The following is a 15,643-nucleotide window of genomic DNA, read 5'->3' as shown; positions in this document are numbered from 1 at the left end:
CATGCGTTCTTCCGTCCCGCTCCGCGTCGCCGCCACGCTGGCGCTGGCGCTTGCCGCCGCCCTGCTGTGCGCCTGGCTGCGCACGCCGCTGCCGTGGGTGCTGGGCCCGCTGGTGGCCACGGCGGCCGCGTCGGTGCTCGGCGCGCCGACGCAGAGCTGGACGCCGCTGCGCAACGTCGGCCAGTGGGTGATCGGCACCGTCCTGGGGCTGTACTTCACGCCCGAGGTGACGGCCTTGGTCGGACGCCTCTGGTGGGCCATCCTGCTGGGCATCGTCTGGGCCCTGCTGCTGGGCTGGGGCTTCGGGCGCTGGCTGCACCACGTGGTGCGCGACCGGCTGCCCGGCACGCCGGCCGAGCGGCGCGGCACCAGCTACTTCGCCGGCGCGATCGGCGGTGCCTCGGAGATGACGCTGCTGGCCGAGCGCGCCGGCGCGCGCACCGACCTGGTCGCGGCGGCGCACAGCCTGCGGCTGCTGATCGTCACCCTGACGCTGCCGCTGGCCATCACCTGGAGCGGCCTGCACGGCGTGGACCCGAACCTGCCGGGGCCCCGGACCGTGCAGCCGGTGGGACTGCTGCTGCTGGCGCTGGCGACCGGCGCGGGGGCGTGGCTGATGGCGCGCACCGGCCGGGCCAACCCGTGGTTCATCGGGGCGCTGCTGGTCGCGATGGGGTTCACCATGGCCGGCGTCGAGCTGTCGGCGGTGCCGCAGCCGCTGTCCAACGCGGCGCAGCTGGTGATCGGCGTCTCGCTCGGGGTGCGCTTTCGCGCCGAGTTCATCCACACCGCCCCGCGCTGGCTGGCAGCGGTCGGGTTCGGGACGGTGGCGATGCTGGTGTTGTGCGCGCTGGTGGGCGCGGGGCTGGCGTGGCTGACGGGACTGCATCCCGCGACGCTGGTCCTGGGGACCTCGCCCGGCGGGATCGCCGAGATGGCCATCACGGCCAAGGTGCTGCAGCTGGGAGTGCCGGTGGTGACCGCATTCCAGGTCTGCCGGCTGGTGGCGGTGCTGGTGCTCGTGGAGCCGCTCTACCGCCACGGCTGGCTGCGGTGACCCGCAGCCAGCAGCGGGTGACGCGTCAGTGCATCACCAGCGGGTTCTGGGCGAGTTCGGCGTAGCCGTCGAGCGTTTCCTCGACCTCTTCCTGGGTGGGCGTGTTCAGCTGCCAGGCGTTGATCTGGCGCTGGAACGCCTCGGCCCACGAGCCGTCGAGGTAGACCTCCTTGTTGGAGCGCTTGTCGACGATCTCGAAGCCATGGCGCACGATCCCCGGCTGCGGTTCCCCGTCGGTGGGTTCGTTCGCCTGCATGTGCACGACGACGAACGTGTCGGAGTCATAAAGCATTTGCATGGTGGAAATCCTTTGCCCGGTTAGATATCAACGCCGCGCCCGGTTTCAAGATGACCGCTCACGGAGATGGTTTTCCAAGGGCTCCAGAGTAGGCGCACCCCAGGCTCAGCCTTTGTCGGTGCCGGACCATTGCAGATCGAGCCAATCGCCATTGGGGGGTGTCAGACGCAGGCGCACCGGCCCGTAGTCTGGGCCGGGGACCAGCCAGAGCTCCAGCCGGAGGTCCCAGTCGCGCTGCGGCGCCCGTGTGAGCTTGAGCGCGCGCACGGCGCCGGCCGGGAGCGCCAGCGCCTCGGGGCCGTCGACCACGAAGGTCCAGTCGTCCGCCTCGCGCGTGCCCGCCACCTGCACCGTGAGGGAGGTGCCCGGTGCCAGGCGGCCGGCATCCGCCGCCACCAGCGCGGCCAGCTGCACCAGCACGGCGAGGCGGTCCTGCGCGCCCTCGCGCAACGCGGCCTCGGGCCGGTTGCTGCTGAAGACGATGCGGCCCTGGGCGTGGTCGAAGTGGGTGGCCTCCTCGCTGCGCGTGCGGTCCGCGAAGCGCTGCGGCCGAAGGCCCGCCGCGGCGAGGCTGCCCTCGCTGCGCTGCACGCGCGTGGGCAGCCCCGTGACCGCGATGCGCAGCGAGGCGGCGTAGCGCGTGCCGTCGGGCGCCCAGGCCAGTTCGGCCTCGCCCGGCAGCAGCACCCCGCGATGCCAGGCGGTGGCGGCATAGCGCCAGCGCGCGGCGGCCGGCAGCCGCACCGGCGGTGGGGGCAAGGCAGGAGCGGCGGCGCCTGCGCTGGCGGGGGCGGCCGCGAGCGCAGGGACAGGCACGGGGACGGGCGCGGACGCGAGCTCGGTGACCGGCTCGGGCGCGGGAGCCGTCGGTGCCGGCTCCAAGCGGACGCCGGGGTCGGCCACCGGCCGCGCAGGCCCGGCGACGACGGGCTTCGTGCGGGCTGGGGGCGCGGGGACGGGGCCGGTGGCGTGCGGCGCGACGGGCGTGGCGGCACGCGCGACGACTGACGGCGCGACAGCCGGGACGGCGAGATCGGCGGCCGGCACGCTGCGCACGACCATCGCGCCCCTCGGCGCGGGCCGCTGCCACGACAGCGCGGCCGGCACGCCGCGCAGCGCGAGCCAGTGCGCGCACAGCACCACCGCCGTCGTCAGGACCAGCGGGCGCCAGGGCACGCCGGTCCGGGTCGTCATCCCCGCCAGCCCAGGTCGGCGGACAGCTGCGTGGCGGCCTCGCGCAGGGTGCGATGCACCGCGCCGTTCCACTCGCCGTCGAAGGTGCCGGTGGGTCCGAGCGACACGATGCCGAGCGCCAGGTGGCCGTCGGCGTCGAACACCGGGACGCAAAAGCCCACGATGCCCGGCAGCAGAACGTCGACCACCCGGGCGGCGCCGCGCTCGCGCACCTCCTCGAGCATGGCGCGCACGCCCGCCATGTTGGCCGGCACGTCGGTGCGGCCTTGCCGCTGGGCACGCGACAGCTCCTCGCGCAGCATGGGCGCGATGGCCTCGCGCGAGGCGTAGGCGGCGAAGCAGCGCCCGGTGGCCGACGACAGCAGCGGCATCACGTCGCCCAGGCGCAGGTTGACGGTGACCGCCGAGGGCGATTCCTCCCAGTGCACGATGGTCGGCCCGTGGTTGCCCCACACCGCCAGCGCCACGGTGTGCCCGATGCGCTCCATCAGCGCGCCGGCACGCTCGCGCGCCAGCCGCACGGCGTCCAGCCGCGACAGCGAGGCGAGCCCCAGCTTGAGCGCGGCCGGACCGAGGTCATAGCGCGTGCTGGCGGCGTCCTGCACCACCAGCTGCAGGCGCTGGAAGCTCACGAGGTAGCGGTGCGCCTTGGCGGCGCTCATGCCGGCGGCGGCGGCCAGGTCGCGCAGCATCTGCGGCCCGGGCGCATTGCCCAGCGCCTCGAGCAGCGCGAACCCCACCTCCACGGACTGGATCCCGGCGCGTTCCTTCATGCGGCGGGCGGTCTTGTAGAATTTCGATTAGGTAAATTCATTTCACCATGCGTAACGCGACGGTCGGTGGCGACTCTAGCGCATCACGCGAGACGAAGGCAATTCCCGATGAAGCTTGCAACGTACAAGGACGGCTCGCGTGACGGCCAGCTGGTGGTGGTGTCGCGCGACCTGGCCTCGGCCCATTATGCGACCGGCATCGCCGACAAGCTCCAGCAGGCGCTGGACGACTGGGGCTTCATCTCCCCCCAGTTGCAGGACCTGTACGAGGCGCTCAACCAGGGCAAGGCGCGCCACGCGTTCGCCTTCGATCCGCAGCGCTGCATGGCGCCGCTGCCGCGCGCGTACCAGTGGGCCGACGGCTCGGCGTACATCAACCACGTGGAGCTGGTGCGCGCGGCGCGCAAGGCCGAAGTGCCCGCGACCTTCTACACCGACCCGCTGATGTACCAGGGCGGCAGCGACGACTTCCTGGGCCCGCGCGACGACGTCGTGGTGCCCAGCGAGGAGTACGGCATCGACTTCGAGGCCGAGGTGGCGGTGGTCACCGGCGACGTGCCGATGGGCGCCACGCCCGAGCAGGCGATCGAGGGCATCCGGCTGCTGATGCTGGCCAACGACGTCTCGCTGCGCAACCTGATCCCGGCCGAGCTGGCCAAGGGCTTCGGCTTCTTCCAGAGCAAGCCGGCCACCGCGTTCAGCCCGGTGGCCGTGACGCCCGACGAACTGGGCGACGCCTGGCAGGGCGGGCGCGTGCACCTGACGCTGCAATCGACCTGGAACGGCCGCCGCGTGGGCATGTGCGAGGCCGGCCCCGAGATGACCTTCCACTTCGGCCAGCTGATCGCGCACATCTGCAAGACGCGCAACGTGCGCGCCGGCAGCATCGTGGGCTCCGGCACCGTGAGCAACAAGGGCGTGGAGCAGAACGGCCGCATGGAATGGCCCAAGGGCTACAGCTGCATCGCCGAGAAGCGCGCCATCGAGACCATCCAGGACGGCAAGCCGTCGACCGAGTTCATGAAGTTCGGCGACACCATCCGCATCGAGATGAAGGGCAAGGACGGGCAGAACCTCTTCGGCACCATCGAGCAGAAGATCGCGCCGCTCGCCTGAGCCGCCACCGCGGCCCCGGCGGCAGCCGGGGCCCTTTCCCCGGATGCCGGCGCGCCGCCGGCCCTCCCAGCACGAGAACCACTCCATGCAACGACGAGACTTCATTGCCGCGGCCGCCGCGCTGGCCGCCGCCTCCACCGTCCGCGCCCAGGCCGCCTGGCCGGCGCAGCCGATCCGCTGGATCGTTCCGTACCCGGCCGGCGGCGGCACCGACGCCCTGGCCCGCACGCTGGCCGAGACGATGCGCAGCAGCCTGGGCCAGCAGATCCTGGTGGACAACCGCCCGGGCGCCTCGACCAACATCGGCGGCGACGTCGTCGCGCACGCCAAGCCGGACGGCTACACCGTGATGTCGGCCGACAACGCGATCCTGGCCTTCAACGAGCACCTGTTCTCCAAGCTGCCGTTCCATCCGCAGCGCGACTTCACCTACATCGGCGCGATCGCCCGCTTCCCGCTCGCGCTGGTGGTGCATCCGGACTTCCAGGCGCGCACGCTGGCCGACTTCATCGCCTACGCCAAGGCCAACCCGGGCAAGCTCAACTACGCCTCGCCGGGCAACGGCTCGCCGCACCACCTGGCGATGGAGCTGTTCAAGAACCGCACCGGCACGTTCATCACGCACATCCCCTACCGCGGCGCCGCGCCGGCGATGCAGGACGTGATGGGCGGGCAGGTGCCGTGCATGTTCCTGGACCTCGCGGCGGGCCTGCCGGTCATCCAGTCGGGCAAGGTCCGCGCGCTGGCGATCGGCTCGGGCAAGCGCGCCCCCAGCCTGCCGAACGTGCCCACGCTGGCCGAGGCCGGCGTGCGCAACGCCGAGGTCTATGCGTTCCAGGGACTGCTCGGCCCCGCCGGCCTGCCCGAAGCCGTGGTCGGCCGCCTGAACGGCGAGTTGAACAAGGCGCTGGCGGCGCCCGCGGTGCAAAAGCGCCTGACCGACTTCGGCATGGAGCCGCTGCCCGGCACGCCGGCGCAGTTCCTGGCCATGGCGCGCGAGGAAGCCAAGCGCTGGGGCCCGGTGATCCGGACCGCCGGCGTCAAGCTGGACTGAAGCCGGGGTCGTGCGGTGGCGGCGCGAGCAGTCCACGCTGCGCACGCCGCCCGCGCGCAGGCGGCTTGGCCGGACTGCGCTGCAGGGCCTTCCGCGCCCGCGAACGCGACCGTAAGATTCGCGCATGCACCGCATCACCGGCCCGCATCGCGGCTACTACGTGGCCGCCTACACCGTCCCGGCCAAGGGCGGCTTCGTCGGCTACGGCAAGGCCTGCGCGACGCGGCCCAGCGCCGCCTGGCGCGCCAAGGGCGCGGCCGACGTGACCAGCAGCCTCTATCCCAACGAGCTGCAGGCGCTGGTGGCCGCCGAGCACAAGGTGCGGCTGGAGATCGACCAACTGCCGCCCAGCTGGGAGCCCTTCACCGCGCCCGACGGCCTGATCGACACCCGGCGCTGACAGCGCCCGGCGCTCACAGGCGCAGCCAGGGCGTGCCGCTCTCCTCGGCCTCGGTCTGGCCGAGCAGGTGCAGGAAGGTGTCGCACCACCAGTGCACGTCGGTGCGGCGGATGGTGGCCAGCAGCGCCGCATGGCGCTCCCGGCGCTCCTCCAGCGGCATCTGCAGCGCCAGGTGGATCGCGCCGGCGGTGGCTTCGGTGTCGTAGGGATTGACCAGCAGCGCTTCCTTCAGCTGCTCGGCCGCGCCCGCGAAGCGCGATAGCACCAGCACGCCCGGGTCGTCCGGATCCTGCGCGGCGATGAACTCCTTGGCCACCAGGTTCATGCCGTCGCGCAGCGGCGTGACCAGCGCCACGCGGCTGGCGCGGTACAGACCGGGCAGGCGCGCCCGGGCCACCGTGCGGTGCATGTAGCGCACCGGCATCCAGTCCAGTTCGCCGAAGTTGCCGTTGATGGAGCCGCACAGGCTCTCGAGCTCGTGCAGGATGTCCGTGTAGGCGCTCACGTCCTCGCGGCTGGGCGACGCGATCTGGATCAGCGTGGCGCTGTTGCGCGTGTCCGGGTAGCGGGTGAGCAGCTCGCGGAAGGCGCGCATGCGCTGGGGCAGGCCCTTGGAGTAGTCGAGCCGGTCCACGCCGACCAGCAGCTTGCGGCGCGAGTATTCCTTCTTCATCCGCTCGTACATCTCGACCGCCTCGGGCGCCTCGGTCAGCGTGCGGAACTCCTGCACGTCGATGCCGATCGGGAATGCGCCCGCCTGCACCGTGCGGTTGAACACGCGCCAGCGCCCCTCGCCCAGGTCCTGCGCATGCGCCTCGGCCTCGATGTAGCGGCAAAAGTGCTCGTGGTCGGCCTGGCTCTGGAAGCCCACCAGGTCGTACGAGCACAGGCCCTTGACCAGCCAGTCGTGGCCGGGAATGGCGGCCAGGATCAGCGGCGGCGGCAACGGGATGTGCAGGAAAAAGCCGATGCGCTGGCGGCAGCCGAGCGCGCGCAGTTCGGCCGCCAGCGGGATCAGGTGGTAGTCCTGCACCCAGATCACGTCGTCGGGGCGCAGCATCGGCAGCAGCGTGCGGGCGAACAGCTGGTTCACGCGCCGGTAGCCCTCGATGTAGCCGGCGTCGAAGTCGGCCAGGTCGAGCCGGTAGTGCAGCACCGGCCACAGCACGCCGTTGGAGTAGCCGACGTAGTACGACTGGTAGTCCTCGCGCGCGAGGTCCATGGTCACCAGGGTCACGGGGCCCGCGTGGTGCACGTCCAGCGGCACGTCGGGGCCCGCGTGGGCGTCCACCAGCTTGCCGCTCCAGCCGAACCACAGCCCGCCGCTGTTGTTCAGCACTTCCCCGAGCGCGACGGCCAGCCCGCCGGCCGCGGTCTTGCGCGGGTCGGCGATGCGGTTGGAGACGACGACGAGCCTGCCCATCGCGGCCGGCTCAGATCACGGTGTCCCAGGGCGCCGACAGCCGCACCGCGGCGTTGATCAGGCCCACCATCGAGTACGTCTGCGGGAAGTTGCCCCACATCTCCCCGGTCTGCGCGTGGGTGTCCTCCGACAGCAGCCCCAGGGGATTGCGGCACGACAGCATCACCTCGAAGATCTCGCGCGCCTGCGCCTTGCGGCCGATGCGCGCCAGCGCGTCGATGCGCCAGAAGGTGCAGATGTTGAACGCGGTCTCGGGCTTGCCGAAGTCGTCGGCCGCCTCGTAGCGGCGCATGTACGGCCCGTCGCACAGCGACTTCTCCAGCGCGTCGACCGTGGCGACGAAGCGCGGGTCGCGCGGGTCGATCATGTTGACCTCGGCCATCAGCAGCGCGCTGGCGTCCAGGTCGCGGCCGCCGAAGCTCTCGGCGAAGGCCTGGCGCTCCTCGCTCCACGATTCCTTCAGGATGCGCTCGCGGATGGTGGTGGCGCGCTCGCCCCAGTAGTTGGCGCGGTCGCGCAGCCCCAGGCCGACGGCGATCTTGGCCAGCCGGTCGCAGGCGGCCCAGCTCATGAGCGCCGACGAGGTGTGGATGCGCGCGCGCGTGCGCAGCTCCCACATGCCCGCGTCCGGTTCCGTGTAGACGCGAAACGCCTGCTCCCCCACGGCCTCGAGCGAGGCGAACTCGGTGCGGCCGGCGCGCTTGAGCAGCCGGTGGTCGTGGAAGGCCTGCGCCGCCCCGAGGATGATGTTGCCGTACACGTCGTGCTGGAAGTGCTCGGCCGCCTGGTTGCCCAGGCGCACCGGCCCCATGCCGCGGTAGCCGGGCAGGTGCTCCAGGATGGACTCGGGCAGCTGCTCCTCCTGGCCTACCCCGTACAGGGGCTGGATGTGGCCGCCGCGCGAGCGCACCACGACGTTGTTCAGCCAGCGCAGGTACTCCTCCATCGTCGCGACTTCAGAGATGCTGTTGAGCGCGCGCACGACGAAGAAGGCGTCGCGCAGCCAGCAGTAGCGGTAGTCCCAGTTGCGCCCGCTGTGGGCCGCCTCGGGGATGCTGGTGGTCATCGCCGCCACGATGGCGCCGGTGTCCTCGAACAGCGACATCTTGAGCGTGATCGCGGCGCGGATCACCGCCTCCTGCCACTCGAGCGGCAGCGCGAGCGCGCGCGACCAGTTGCGCCAGTACGCCGCCGTGTCCTGCTCGAACGAGCGCGCGGTGTCCTCGATGCCGCCGGTGAGCGTCTCGTCCGGGCCGAGGATGAAGTTCAGCGGCCGGTCGACGACGAAGAACGTCTCGGACAGGATGTAGTCGATCGGCGCGTCGGTGTTGACGCGGATCGTCTGCTGCGGACCCACGTAGCGGATGTGGGTGCTGCCGCGGGTGACGCGCGGGGCCTCGCGGCCCCAGTCGAAGCGCGGGCGCAGCACCACGCGCATGCGCGGCGTGCCGCCCAGCACGCGCACGCGCCGGATCAGCGTCAGCGGCCGGAAGGTGCGGCCGCGGTTCCAGAACCGCGGCGCGAAGTCGGTGATCTCGATGCCCTGCCCCTGGCGGTCGTACAGCCGCGTGCGCAGGATGGCGGTGTTGGGCTCGTACTGGTGCTCGCTGCGCTCGAAGTCCTCCAGCTCGAAGGCCCACAGGGCGCCGTTCTCGGTCGGGTCGAGCAGCGAGTTGAAGACCGGGTCGCCGTCGAAGCGCGGCAGGCAGCACCACACGATGCTGCCGCGCTCGTCCACGAGGGCGCTGTACGCGCAGTTGCCGATGACGCCGAGGTTGAGGTTCTGGACCGAGGTGTTGGCTTTCATGCCGGTGCTCTGGCGGCCACCTTGGCAGCGACCGCTTGTTCGAATTCTTGACGCAGTGCGCCGGGATGCGGCAGCCGCTGCCAGGCGACGGTCGGCCCCTCGCCGACCTTCACGCCCAGGCCGCCGAGCCGCTGCACGGTGGAAAAACCGGCTTCGTCGGTGACGTCGTCGCCCACGAACACCGGCGTGCGGCCGGCGAACGGGGGCTCGCGCAGGAACGCCTCGATGGCGCTGCCCTTGCTCGCCCCGCCGGGCTTGGCTTCCACGACCATCTTGCCGCGCAGCAGCGCCAGGCCGGGGGACTGGTCGACCGCCTCCTGCATCGCCTCGATGCACAGCGCCTCGAGCTCGGGGGCTTGGCGGTAGTGCAGCGCGATCGAGGCGCCCTTGTGCTCGACGAGCAGTTGCGGATGGCGCAGGTGCAGCGCCCGCACCGCGCGCTCGACCGCGTGCAGCGGACTCGCCGAGATGCGGTCCACGGCGCCGCCGGCGCTGCGCCGCTCGGCGCCGTGCACGCCCGCGGCCGGCAGGCGCAGCGGCTCCAGGTACTGGTCGATCTCGCGGATCGGGCGGCCGCTCACGACCGCCACCGCGCCGCCCAGGTAGGCCTGGAGCGCGGTGAGCGTGGGCACGAGGCTGCAGTGGACGACCACGGCACCGGGTTCCGGTGCGATGTCCACCAGCGTGCCGTCGAAGTCCAGGAACAGCGCGCAGGCCGGACTCAGGATGTCCACGAAATTCATGGACCCTGAACGTAACATCCGCCGGCCCCCCCGACCAGCGGACTGCTACCGCCTCACTCCGTAGGAGGCTTCCTACGGGCGCACGCGCTTGGACGGAAAGGGCCGCGACCCGCGCGGCCGCCGTGCGCCTCAGGCGCGCGACGGGTCGGCGCCCTGCTGGTCGTAGCGGTGGAAGTACTTGCGCGCCAGCGCCACCAGCTGCGCGTCGCTCGGATGGTCGCTCGGCACCGCGTCCACGATCAGGCCGGCGGCCTGCGGCTGCTGCGCCTTGACCCAGCGCACGAACTGGTCGCGGGTGGCGCCCGGGCCGGTCAGGAGGACTTCGTGCGTGCCCGCCAGGGCGGCGGAGACGGCGCCGAAGAACGTGCCGCGATCGCTCTCCTTGCCTTGGTGCTTGTGGTGGCTGCGGGCGCGGATGCGGCTGGCCTCGACGTGCTCGCTGTCGAACTGCAGCACGTGCGCTTCGGATCGGTCCATCCAGACGACGGCGTGGAAGGTGCTCATGGGGCCTCTCGGGGTTGGTCGGTTGGCCCCATCTTCCCGGCGGCCGGCATCGGCCGGCTTGACCACAATCAAGGCCGCAGGCGTCCAAGGGACAATCGCCGCCTGCACAGCCGGAGACGACCATGGACTACGCACGCTACCGCACCCTTGCCATCACCCGCCGCGGACCCGGCGACGCGGTGCTGGACATCCAGATGCGCGCGGCCAACGGCAAGCTGCCCACCGCCGACCACGAGGGGCACCGCGAGCTGGCCGAGATCTGGCGCGACGTCGCGGCCGACGACACCGTGCGCTGCGCGGTGCTGCGCGGCGAGGGCCAGGGCTTCTCCGGCGGCGGCGACCTGGCGCTGGTCGAGGACATGGCGCGGGACTTCGAGGTGCGCAGCCGGGTCTGGAAGGAAGCGCGCGACCTGGTCTACAACGTGATCAATTGCGACAAGCCGATCGTCAGCGCGCTGCATGGCCCGGCCGTCGGTGCGGGGCTCGTGGCCGGGCTGCTGGCCGACATCCCGATCGCCGCGCGCGATGCGCGCATCGTCGACGGGCACACGCGGCTGGGCGTGGCCGCGGGCGACCACGCCGCCATCGTGTGGCCGCTGCTGTGCGGCATGGCCAAGGCCAAGTACCACCTGCTGCTGTGCGAGCCGGTGACCGGCGAGGAAGCCGAGCGCATCGGCCTGGTGGCGCTGGCGGTCGAGGCCGGGCAGCTGCTGCCCAAGGCGTACGAGGTCGCCGACCGGCTGGCCCAGGGCAGCCAGAGCGCCATCCGCTGGACCAAGTACTCGCTGAACAACTGGCTGCGCCAAGCCGGGCCCGCCTTCGACACCTCGCTGGCGCTGGAGTTCATGGGCTTCGCCGGGCCCGACGTGCGCGAGGGCGTGGCGTCGCTGCGCGAGCGCCGCGCGCCCCGGTTCCCGGGCGCCTGAGCCGGCCGCCCCCGCGCCGCGGGCGGGCATCGCGAAACCCGGACAATCGGGGGCCAGATCCCGAGATTTCCATGCGACAAGCCACCCGCCGTTTCCTGCTGGCCGCCCTCTTGGCGGCCGGCGTTTCCTCCAGCTGGGCGCAACCGGCGCCCGCGCCGGTCACGGCCGTCGGCGCCTGGGCCCGTGCCAGCGTGCCGGGCCAGCGCTCCAGCGGCGCCTTCATGACCCTCACGGCCAGCGAGCCGCTGCGGCTGGTGGGCATCTCCACCCCGGTGGCCGGCGTGGCCGAGGTGCACGAGATGAAGATGGAAGGCGACGTGATGCGCATGCGCGCGGTCGAGTCGCTCGAGCTGCCGGCGCACCAGCCGGTGCAGCTCAAGCCCGGCGGCTACCACCTCATGCTGCAGGAGCTGAAGGCGCCGCTGCAGCCGGACACGGTGGTGCCGCTCACGCTGACCTTCCGCACCGCGCGCGGCGAGCAGCGCCAGCTGGCGCTGCAGGTGCCGGTGTCGACGGTGGCGCCCAAGGACGTGGGCGCCGCGACCACGCACGGCATGCACAAGCACTAACCGTTGCTTGCGCCTCGCGCCGGCGGGCGGCCACCGCCGGCGCCCGCGGCCTGCTAAGCTGCCTTCCACCATCCCCGGAGGCAGCGCATGAGCGACAACCCCACCCTCGGCTTCGGCAAGTTCGTCCCGGGCTTCGACTTCCTGCAGAACATCGCCAAGGGCGCGTCGCAGGCCATCCCGCAGTTGCCCAACCTGTCCAACTGGGTGGCGCCCACGCTCAACGTCGAGGAGCTGGAAAAGCGCATCGACGAACTCAAGGCCGTGCACTTCTGGCTCGACCAGAACTCCAAGGCGCTGGGCGCCACGATCCAGGCGCTCGAAGTGCAGAAGATGACGCTGGCCACGCTGCAGGGCATGAACTTCAACATGGGCGACGTCGCCAACGCGCTCAAGCTCAAGGCGGCGGACACCGTCGCCAGCGGGATGCAGAAGACCGCCGACACGGCGGCGGCCGCGGTGTCGGCGGTCGCGGGCGGCAAGGACAGCGGGAACGGCAGGAACGGCAAGGGCAAGTCCAGGCCGGCGGCCAAGGCCACGGCGGCGGTCGACCCGCTGCAATGGTGGGGCGCCCTCACGCAGCAGTTCCAGCAGATCGCGGCCGACGCGATGAAGGATGCGTCGCGCGGCAACGCGGTCGGCGCGGCGCGGGAGGCGATGAAGTCCGCCGGCAGCGTCATGACGTCGGCCGCGGCCGGCGCGGCGGCCAAGCCGGCACGCAAGGCGGCGCGGTCCAAGGCCCCGCCCGCGCGCAAGGCGGCCGGCCGCAAGGCGGCGGCCCGCTGAACACCGCCGGGGGCGCCATGAAGCTGTTTCCGTTCGGCCATGCCACGCATCCGCACTGGCAGATGGCCGCCGGCCTGGTGCTGGCGCAACTGCGCGCGCAGATGGCGTTGCCCGAGTACGCGAGCGCGCCGACCCTGGGCCTGCTGTACATCACCGACCACTACGCGCCGCACGCGCAGGAGATCCTGGACCACCTGGGCGCCGAGCTGCCCGAGGTGACCGACTGGTCCGGCACCGTGGGCGTGGGCATCGCCTCCAACAACGTCGAGTACTTCGACGAGCCGGCGCTGGCGGTGATGCTGTGCGCCATCCCACCGCACCAGTACCGCGTGTTCTCCGGCGTCGCCCCGCTGGGCACCGGCGAGGGCATGGGCTTCGAGCCGCACACGGCGCTGGTGCACGCGGACGCGCGCACCCCCGACGTCGGCGAGCTGATCGCCGAGATGGCCGCGCGCACCACCACCGGCTACGTGTTCGGCGGCCTGGCCGCCAGCCGCGGCGACACCGTCCAGTTCGCCATCGGCGGCAACGGCAACATCAAGGGCCAGGGCAAGGCGCGCGGCGTGTTCCGCGGCGGCCTGTCCGGCGTGGCGTTCGGCGAGGACGTCGCGCTCGTCTCGCGCGTCACCCAGGGCTGCCAGCCGCTCGGCCGGCAGCGGCAGGTCACCGCCGCCGAGGGCAACGTGCTGCTCGAGCTCGACGGCGAGCCGGCGCTCGACGTGCTGCTGCAGGAAGCCGGCATCTCGCTGGAGCGGCCGCAGGAGGCGATGACGCGCCTGCGGGCGACCCTGGTGGGGCTGACGGAGCCGGGCGCCGACGTGATCGGCCCGCCGGGCACTTTCGGCGCCGACGTGGTGGTGCGCCACATCATCGGCCTCGATCCGGCCCGGCACGGCGTGGCCATCGCGTCCCAGGTGGCCGCCGGCATGCGCATGGCGTTCTGCCGCCGCAACGCGCAGGCGGCGCGGGCCGACCTGGTGCGCATCTGCGCCGAGATCCGCGAGGAGCTCGAGCCCGAGGAACTGGCGCTGCCCGTGGCCGCCGCGCTGGCCGCGCCGCAGGCGCACGCCGGCCCGCACCCGGCGCGCCGGATCGCCGGCGCCATCTATGTCAGCTGCGCCGGCCGGGGCGGCCCGCACTTCGGCGGCCCGAGCGCGGAGCTGCAGATCGTGCGCCACGCGCTGGGCGACGTGCCGCTGGTGGGCTTCTTCGCCGGCGGCGAGATCGCGCGCCACCACGTGTACGGCTACACCGGCGTGCTCACCGTGTTCCTGGAGCCGCGGTCCGCCGCCGGCGCCTGAAGGCGGCCTTCAGCCGCGCCGCATGGCGGCCACCCGCCGCTGCCAGCGCCGGCGCGCCACGCGGCCCCAGCGCCACGGCCAGGAGGCGCGCACGCTCGCCAGCAGCGATTCTTTCCAGCGGGTCCAGCGGGCATGCACGCGGGCGAACCACGCCAGCCGCATCAGCGCCGGTTGCGTCAGCGTGAACAGCCGCGCGACCACGGCCGTGCCCGCGACCTTGGCCGCCACGATCACCAGCGTGCCGAGCAGCACGTGGCCGGCGCCGATCAGCCACAGGGCCGCGAGCTTGACCGGCAGCAGCAGCAACGCGGGACCGGCGAACAGCGCCAGCGCGGCGTAGGGCGGCAGCGCCCGGATGCCCGCTTCCAGCCAGCGCAGGTGCAGGCGCTCGGACAGCCGCACCAGCGCCTGCTGCAGCGGCTCCCAGCCCCATTCCTCGAACAGGATGAGAAGGGCCAGCGGCCAGCTCAGGAGCCGGCCCAGGATTCGCAGCAGCGCGCGCGGCATGGCGCTGCGATCCTAGCGCGCGGGGCTCAGACGCCGCGCGCGCGATCCTGCCGGAACTGCTGGGCGAAGGCGGCGAAGCGGTTCGCCTCCAGCGCGTCGCGCACCTCCTGCATCAGCTGCAGGTAGTAGTGCAGGTTGTGGATGGTGGCGAGCATCGGGGCCAGCATCTCGCCGCAGCGCTCCAGGTGGTGCAGGTAGGCGCGCGAGAAGCCCCCGCGCACCGCGCCGTCCGCGCCCGTGTGGCCGCGGCAGGTGTAGCAGGTGCAGGTCTCGTCCAGGGGCCGCTGGTCGTTGCGGTGGCGCGCGTTGCGGATCTTCAGGTCGCCAAAGCGCGTGAACAGGTGGCCGTTGCGCGCATTGCGCGTGGGCATGACGCAGTCGAACATGTCCACGCCCTGGGCGACGCCCTCGACCAGGTCCTCCGGCGTGCCCACGCCCATCAGGTAGCGGGGCTTGTGCGCGGGCAGGCGGTGCGGCGTGTGCGCCATGATGCGCAGCATCTCCTCCTTGGGCTCGCCCACGCTCACGCCGCCGACGGCGTAGCCGGGAAAATCCATCTCCACCAGCGCGGCGAGCGACGCCTCGCGCAGGTGCTCGAACATCCCGCCCTGCACGATGCCGAACAGCGCGTTCGGGTTCTGCACCCGCGCGAACTCGTGCTGGCAGCGGCGCGCCCAGCGCAGGCTCAGCTCCATCGAGACGCGCGCCTCGGCCTCGGTGGTGACGTGGCCCTTGGTCTCGTACGGCGTGCACTCGTCGAACTGCATGACGATGTCGCTGTCCAGGATGGTCTGGATCTGCATCGAGACCTCGGGCGTGAGGAACAGGCGGTCGCCGTTGACCGGCGAGGCGAAGCGCACGCCTTCCTCGCTGATCTTGCGCATCTCGCCCAGGCTCCAGACCTGGAAGCCGCCGGAGTCGGTGAGGATGGGGCGGTCCCACTGCTCGAAGCGGTGCAGGCCGCCGAACTGCTCGATCACGTCCAGCCCGGGGCGCATCCACAGGTGGAAGGTGTTGCCCAGGATGATCTGTGCGTTCATCTCCTCGAGCGAGCGCGGCGTCACGCCCTTGACCGTGCCGTAGGTGCCCACGGGCATGAAGATCGGCGTCTGCACGACCCCGTGGTTGAGCGTCAGGCGGCCGCGGCGCGCGTGGCCTTCGGTGGCGAGGATGTCGAAGTGCAGCATG

General features: G+C 72.2%; 17 protein-coding genes. 8 read left to right on the top strand and 9 right to left on the bottom strand.

Going from position 1 to position 15,643, the window contains the following annotated elements; all coding sequences use genetic code 11:
* Position 1 precedes the first annotated feature (1 nt).
* The gene (locus AC3ANR_RS00755) at positions 2-1,057 is read left to right on the top strand and encodes an AbrB family transcriptional regulator (protein ID WP_488289965.1); all 1,056 of its coding nucleotides are present in this window, start codon (positions 2-4) and stop codon (positions 1,055-1,057) included.
* A gap of 25 nt (positions 1,058-1,082) precedes the next feature.
* Here the strand turns inward: AC3ANR_RS00755 and AC3ANR_RS00750 are convergent, their stop codons facing one another.
* From AC3ANR_RS00750 to AC3ANR_RS00740, 3 genes are all read right to left on the bottom strand, one after another.
* Positions 1,083-1,355 carry a BTH_I0359 family protein gene (locus tag AC3ANR_RS00750; protein WP_488289964.1) on the bottom strand — a complete coding sequence of 91 codons (273 nt, stop codon included), beginning with the start codon at positions 1,353-1,355 and terminating at the stop codon, positions 1,083-1,085.
* Positions 1,356-1,460: 105 nt separating this feature from the next.
* Entirely contained in the window at positions 1,461-2,549 is a 1,089-nt protein-coding gene (locus tag AC3ANR_RS00745) for a DUF3108 domain-containing protein (protein ID WP_488289963.1), read from the bottom strand.
* Complete coding sequence (locus tag AC3ANR_RS00740; RefSeq protein WP_488289962.1) at positions 2,546-3,322, bottom strand: IclR family transcriptional regulator; 777 nt, start codon at positions 3,320-3,322, stop codon at positions 2,546-2,548. The genes AC3ANR_RS00745 and AC3ANR_RS00740 overlap by 4 nt, the downstream gene beginning before the upstream one ends.
* 108 nt (positions 3,323-3,430) lie before the next feature.
* On the opposite strand from AC3ANR_RS00740, the gene AC3ANR_RS00735 reads away from it, so the two are divergent.
* The 3 genes from AC3ANR_RS00735 (at position 3,431) to AC3ANR_RS00725 (ending at position 5,892) form a co-directional block, all read left to right on the top strand.
* Complete coding sequence (locus tag AC3ANR_RS00735) at positions 3,431-4,438, top strand: fumarylacetoacetate hydrolase family protein (RefSeq protein ID WP_488289961.1); 1,008 nt, start codon at positions 3,431-3,433, stop codon at positions 4,436-4,438.
* An 85-nt stretch (positions 4,439-4,523) separates the two neighbouring features.
* Entirely contained in the window at positions 4,524-5,492 is a 969-nt protein-coding gene (locus AC3ANR_RS00730) for a Bug family tripartite tricarboxylate transporter substrate binding protein (RefSeq protein WP_488289960.1), read from the top strand.
* 124 nt (positions 5,493-5,616) lie between these two features.
* Entirely contained in the window at positions 5,617-5,892 is a 276-nt protein-coding gene (locus AC3ANR_RS00725) for a hypothetical protein (protein WP_488289959.1), read from the top strand.
* Between the two features lie 13 nt (positions 5,893-5,905).
* On the opposite strand, the gene otsA is transcribed toward AC3ANR_RS00725, so the two are convergent.
* From otsA to AC3ANR_RS00705, 4 genes are all read right to left on the bottom strand, one after another.
* Entirely contained in the window at positions 5,906-7,315 is a 1,410-nt protein-coding gene (gene otsA, locus AC3ANR_RS00720; RefSeq protein WP_488289958.1) for an alpha,alpha-trehalose-phosphate synthase (UDP-forming), read from the bottom strand.
* Between the two features lie 10 nt (positions 7,316-7,325).
* Positions 7,326-9,122 carry a glycoside hydrolase family 15 protein gene (locus AC3ANR_RS00715; protein ID WP_488289957.1) on the bottom strand — a complete coding sequence of 599 codons (1,797 nt, stop codon included), beginning with the start codon at positions 9,120-9,122 and terminating at the stop codon, positions 7,326-7,328.
* Positions 9,119-9,865, bottom strand: coding sequence for a trehalose-phosphatase (gene otsB / locus AC3ANR_RS00710; protein WP_488289956.1), 747 nt, complete (start codon positions 9,863-9,865; stop codon positions 9,119-9,121). Before otsB ends, AC3ANR_RS00715 begins: the two co-directional genes overlap by 4 nt.
* 129 nt (positions 9,866-9,994) lie before the next feature.
* Positions 9,995-10,369: a hypothetical protein gene (locus AC3ANR_RS00705; RefSeq protein ID WP_488289955.1), complete on the bottom strand. Its 375-nt coding sequence runs from the start codon at positions 10,367-10,369 to the stop codon at positions 9,995-9,997.
* A gap of 122 nt (positions 10,370-10,491) precedes the next feature.
* Here AC3ANR_RS00705 and AC3ANR_RS00700 point away from each other — a divergent pair, with 122 nt between their 5' ends.
* From AC3ANR_RS00700 to AC3ANR_RS00685, 4 genes are all read left to right on the top strand, one after another.
* A complete protein-coding gene (locus tag AC3ANR_RS00700; RefSeq protein WP_488289954.1) occupies positions 10,492-11,295 on the top strand; it encodes an enoyl-CoA hydratase/isomerase family protein in 804 nt (267 codons plus the stop codon).
* Between the two features lie 71 nt (positions 11,296-11,366).
* The gene (locus tag AC3ANR_RS00695) at positions 11,367-11,864 is read left to right on the top strand and encodes a copper chaperone PCu(A)C (protein ID WP_488289953.1); all 498 of its coding nucleotides are present in this window, start codon (positions 11,367-11,369) and stop codon (positions 11,862-11,864) included.
* Positions 11,865-11,951: 87 nt separating this feature from the next.
* On the top strand, positions 11,952-12,647 hold the full coding sequence (locus tag AC3ANR_RS00690; RefSeq protein WP_488289952.1) for a PhaM family polyhydroxyalkanoate granule multifunctional regulatory protein: 696 nt from the start codon (positions 11,952-11,954) through the stop codon (positions 12,645-12,647).
* Between the two features lie 17 nt (positions 12,648-12,664).
* A complete protein-coding gene (locus AC3ANR_RS00685; protein WP_488289951.1) occupies positions 12,665-13,948 on the top strand; it encodes an FIST signal transduction protein in 1,284 nt (427 codons plus the stop codon).
* 9 nt (positions 13,949-13,957) lie between these two features.
* Here AC3ANR_RS00685 and AC3ANR_RS00680 read toward each other — a convergent pair whose 3' ends face one another.
* Positions 13,958-14,455 carry a hypothetical protein gene (locus AC3ANR_RS00680; protein WP_488289950.1) on the bottom strand — a complete coding sequence of 166 codons (498 nt, stop codon included), beginning with the start codon at positions 14,453-14,455 and terminating at the stop codon, positions 13,958-13,960.
* 26 nt (positions 14,456-14,481) lie between these two features.
* Complete coding sequence (gene tgt / locus AC3ANR_RS00675) at positions 14,482-15,642, bottom strand: tRNA guanosine(34) transglycosylase Tgt (RefSeq protein ID WP_488289949.1); 1,161 nt, start codon at positions 15,640-15,642, stop codon at positions 14,482-14,484.
* Position 15,643: the final 1 nt, after the last annotated feature.

It is taken from the genome of Ramlibacter sp. JJN2-2R (assembly GCF_057747835.1).
The sequence above is the reverse complement of the archived record's forward strand: the minus strand, read 5'-3'. Positions and strand labels throughout refer to the sequence as shown.

Excerpts from the sequence above, each read along its gene's own strand:
- AC3ANR_RS00715 (WP_488289957.1), bottom strand. The coding sequence starts at position 9,122 with ATGAAAGCCAACACCTCGGTCCAGAACCTCAACCTCGGCGTCATCGGC.
- otsA (WP_488289958.1), bottom strand. The coding sequence starts at position 7,315 with ATGGGCAGGCTCGTCGTCGTCTCCAACCGCATCGCCGACCCGCGCAAG.
- AC3ANR_RS00740 (WP_488289962.1), bottom strand. The coding sequence starts at position 3,322 with ATGAAGGAACGCGCCGGGATCCAGTCCGTGGAGGTGGGGTTCGCGCTG.
- AC3ANR_RS00730 (WP_488289960.1), top strand. The coding sequence starts at position 4,524 with ATGCAACGACGAGACTTCATTGCCGCGGCCGCCGCGCTGGCCGCCGCC.
- AC3ANR_RS00705 (WP_488289955.1), bottom strand. The coding sequence starts at position 10,369 with ATGAGCACCTTCCACGCCGTCGTCTGGATGGACCGATCCGAAGCGCAC.
- AC3ANR_RS00685 (WP_488289951.1), top strand. The coding sequence starts at position 12,665 with ATGAAGCTGTTTCCGTTCGGCCATGCCACGCATCCGCACTGGCAGATG.
- AC3ANR_RS00695 (WP_488289953.1), top strand. The coding sequence starts at position 11,367 with ATGCGACAAGCCACCCGCCGTTTCCTGCTGGCCGCCCTCTTGGCGGCC.
- AC3ANR_RS00745 (WP_488289963.1), bottom strand. The coding sequence starts at position 2,549 with ATGACGACCCGGACCGGCGTGCCCTGGCGCCCGCTGGTCCTGACGACG.
- AC3ANR_RS00690 (WP_488289952.1), top strand. The coding sequence starts at position 11,952 with ATGAGCGACAACCCCACCCTCGGCTTCGGCAAGTTCGTCCCGGGCTTC.
- AC3ANR_RS00680 (WP_488289950.1), bottom strand. The coding sequence starts at position 14,455 with ATGCCGCGCGCGCTGCTGCGAATCCTGGGCCGGCTCCTGAGCTGGCCG.
- AC3ANR_RS00735 (WP_488289961.1), top strand. The coding sequence starts at position 3,431 with ATGAAGCTTGCAACGTACAAGGACGGCTCGCGTGACGGCCAGCTGGTG.
- AC3ANR_RS00700 (WP_488289954.1), top strand. The coding sequence starts at position 10,492 with ATGGACTACGCACGCTACCGCACCCTTGCCATCACCCGCCGCGGACCC.
- otsB (WP_488289956.1), bottom strand. The coding sequence starts at position 9,865 with ATGAATTTCGTGGACATCCTGAGTCCGGCCTGCGCGCTGTTCCTGGAC.
- tgt (WP_488289949.1), bottom strand. The coding sequence starts at position 15,642 with ATGCTGCACTTCGACATCCTCGCCACCGAAGGCCACGCGCGCCGCGGC.
- AC3ANR_RS00750 (WP_488289964.1), bottom strand. The coding sequence starts at position 1,355 with ATGCAAATGCTTTATGACTCCGACACGTTCGTCGTCGTGCACATGCAG.
- AC3ANR_RS00725 (WP_488289959.1), top strand. The coding sequence starts at position 5,617 with ATGCACCGCATCACCGGCCCGCATCGCGGCTACTACGTGGCCGCCTAC.
- AC3ANR_RS00755 (WP_488289965.1), top strand. The coding sequence starts at position 2 with ATGCGTTCTTCCGTCCCGCTCCGCGTCGCCGCCACGCTGGCGCTGGCG.